Annotated in this window: 3 protein-coding genes; 2 read left to right on the plus strand and 1 reads right to left on the minus strand. The window is 33.0% G+C overall.

Annotation, left to right across the window (positions count from 1 at the left end; translation table 11 throughout):
* Positions 1-266 precede the first annotated feature (266 nt).
* Complete coding sequence (gene repC, locus ACFIMI_RS09535) at positions 267-1,616, minus strand: replication initiation protein RepC (protein ID WP_375692524.1); 1,350 nt, start codon at positions 1,614-1,616, stop codon at positions 267-269.
* Positions 1,617-2,565: 949 nt separating this feature from the next.
* Between repC and ACFIMI_RS09540 the strand changes: the two genes are divergently transcribed.
* Positions 2,566-2,916, plus strand: a complete 351-nt coding sequence (locus ACFIMI_RS09540) for a TrbC/VirB2 family protein (protein WP_375618881.1) — start codon at positions 2,566-2,568, stop codon at positions 2,914-2,916.
* 19 nt (positions 2,917-2,935) lie between these two features.
* Positions 2,936-3,027 (plus strand): VirB3 family type IV secretion system protein (locus ACFIMI_RS09545; protein ID WP_375692422.1); only part of this gene is annotated, 92 nt, incomplete at its 3' end.

Here is a 3,027-nt window from a genome sequence, read left to right on the forward strand (position 1 = left end):
AAACGCGGGTCTGATGTCATGATTTTGGTGAGCGTTCCAGAGAGTTTGAGAGGCGGATAGCCTCTCATTAAAAAATATAAAGGAACTAATAAAATAATTGCTAAATAAAAATATCTTGTATATATCTTTTTTTGGAGGAAGAGGTTCTAGAAAGTTATCCCCGCTAGGATAAGTTGATCATTTATCTCTTTCTCCTTTTTCAAAATCAAAAATTTTTACTATTTTCGAATTCCTTTACGTCTTTAAAAAATGAAGATTAATTGTACTTATGCAAATTTTGACATTGTTAGATTATTTAACGTTTTATTGAGTTCAAACTCAAACAAAGAGCTTTTTTCTTCGTTTAGCTTTATTTTCTGATTTTTTTCTAAGTTTAAACTATTTATTTCTTCTTGATCAGCTTGTTTCAATAAAGCGAATAAAGAACGCTCTAGATATAATTCTCCCTTTTTTTCTTTATCAATCATGCCGCGGAGATATCCTCCTGGTGATTTTACAAGTCCTCTAGCATATTTTTCAAAAATGATGGCAATTGCCAGAGCTGTTTTTTTAAGCCCCATGATTTTTGTAGCTTGTTCAGCGGCATGTTCTGAAACTTTAATCATTCTGTACATAGGATACATAGAATGTATCAAATCGCTTTCTGTTTGGAAACTACATTCAGAAAACAAGACGGTATTTGGTAAAGCCTTTTCTAGTATCTCCGGCTTAATTTGAGGCAATATACTACCTTTTGAGGGAAGTGATGCTTCGGTTTTGCCGTTTACTATATTTTCATAAGCCATTTTATCGTGACCGGAGGTCACATTAACGATTTGAGTGTGTTCAGATAACTCTGAACACTCATTTTTGTTACAATTACAATTATAGTTAGGGGTTGTATGTTCTATGTGTATGTCATTGGAGGCATATCTGTATGTCGTTTTTAATGTTTTTAGCTTAAAACAACGCTGTAAAATCCATTCAAAAAGATGGGATGCCTTTTGTAATTTTTCAAAAGATGCTTTTGTTGGTCGACCAATAATATGAAGAATTTTTTGCATTCTAGAAAAAAGCAATGCCATAAGCGGTGTCACTTCCATTTCAGCGTAAGAGGTTTTAATTTGACGCACCAATCCCCTAAAATAACGCAAAGTTTCCTTCTTTTTATCATAAGCTTCCATAGCTTCGTCTGTTTTTTGCTTAAGTTCATGATATCGAGCAACAAGAATACGTAAATCAATACCGCAAGCTGTTACGATACCATTACTATGGTTACGTATAGGATAGCGTTTAAAGTTTCCAGAATCCCGCATAACAATAAAACCACAATCATAGAGAGATGAAAGCAATCGACTAACGCGTCCTTCACTACGACTAATGTCATAACCAAGTTGTTGATTGCTTTTGAAAACAATAGGAACTCCTCCTTTTTCAAATGAATCTCTTGAAGCTGTATCCAGTAACTCAAGAAGAAGTTCGCCTTCTGGTTTTTTAACTAAACCAGTTTTTTTCATGTTTTTAGCCAATCCAATCAATTGACCACGACTTACAGAACCAATCTCAGCAGTTTCTGCTAATTTTCTAAATTCTATATGATGTGCATCTATTCGTCTTCCAAATGTTTTCTTAACCATAATTTTTAAAACCTCTCTATTGGAGGCAAAAAAAATGTTAAAAATACCCTTTTTCCACAAAATTTCTCTTGCAGAATGCATCACGATAAATTAAATTGGGAATTACTTTATTGTTTTAATTTAATTTACCGTATATGTAGTACGGATATTTTAGAAACCCTTCTGTTAACGCAGTTGGGTTTTTATTTTTTTGCCATTATATTTCCCTCTATTTGAAACGACTCATAGCTCGAAAAAAGCGTGTCAAGGTCAAAGCTATATTAAAAAAAAAAGATTTTCAATATGGTAAAGCCTTCAAACAACTGTTTTTTATGGCAATACAACCTAATACAACCTACAACAACAGCAAAGCGAAATAACATATAACCAAGGAAACACGCTATTATACAGCGCTGTAGAAAACAACCTATACGAGTAAATAAATTCTAAACACAATAATTTTTCTTTGCAAGAATTGTCCACTAAGGACTGTGTAGATTATGATTAACTTTTTTCTGATAAATTTCGTAGTGGAATATTGCCTTGATTTTTCAGTAGCGCTTGAGAGAACGTTTTATCAATAATGGTCAATGGGAATATAACTTCCGTGATCTCTTCGCCAATCTTATGGTTGTTGAAATTTGCTCGACCATAAAACATTTTGTGCTTTTTAAGCAGGGTTTTCTATTGTCTTTTCTGATCCTTTTAAAAAAAAGAATTTTCATTATGTTGACTGAAATAAAAGTATCAAAAAATAATAATATAAATTAATATAATATATTTAGGCGCTGCTCAAAGATATTTTAAAAGTATCATTTTGAATATTACTATATTTTTGTCTATTATCTAAGATAAAGATTAAATATTTTTAATTTTATAGTAGAAAAAATAGTTTTTTCATTTTATAGGGTAGATTAATATTTTAACTATTAATTTAATTTTCAACTTTAAAATAGCGAGGGGGTTTTTCATGAAAAACATGAATAATTCATTCAGTTGTGAACACATCTTACCAAAAACTACTCTACCCAACACACAAAAGAAATGGTTAACAGCAGCATTGATGCTGTTTATTGCCTTCATCGCACTGAGTGAACCAGCATTTGCCGCAGGCGGCTTCGGAAAAATTGAAAGTGCTCTTCAAAAAATAATTGAAGCTTTAACAGGACCAATTGCAAAATCAATCGCGACCATTGCGATTGCCGGTGTTGGGATTGCATGGATTGCTGGTTATGTTGAAATGCGTAAAGCTTTCTTTGTTTGTATTGGCATCGGCATTATCTTTGGTGCACCACAAATCGCAGCAATGTTTTCCAGTTAAACTCCAGCCTTTCAAAGCCATGAAAGAGCACGATAAGCTAACAGAAGATACGTTATTTCTTGCTTGCACGCGCCCTGCAATGATCGCAGGCGTGACGGTGGAAGCTATGGG

It is taken from the genome of Bartonella sp. AP4SXKL, assembly GCF_042195845.1.
Taxonomy (GTDB): domain Bacteria; phylum Pseudomonadota; class Alphaproteobacteria; order Rhizobiales; family Rhizobiaceae; genus Bartonella.

What these genes read in the sequence shown, in the direction of transcription:
- repC (WP_375692524.1), bottom strand. Translation starts at nt 1,616, where the DNA reads ATGGTTAAGAAAACATTTGGAAGACGAATAGATGCACATCATATAGAA.
- ACFIMI_RS09540 (WP_375618881.1), top strand. Translation starts at nt 2,566, where the DNA reads ATGAAAAACATGAATAATTCATTCAGTTGTGAACACATCTTACCAAAA.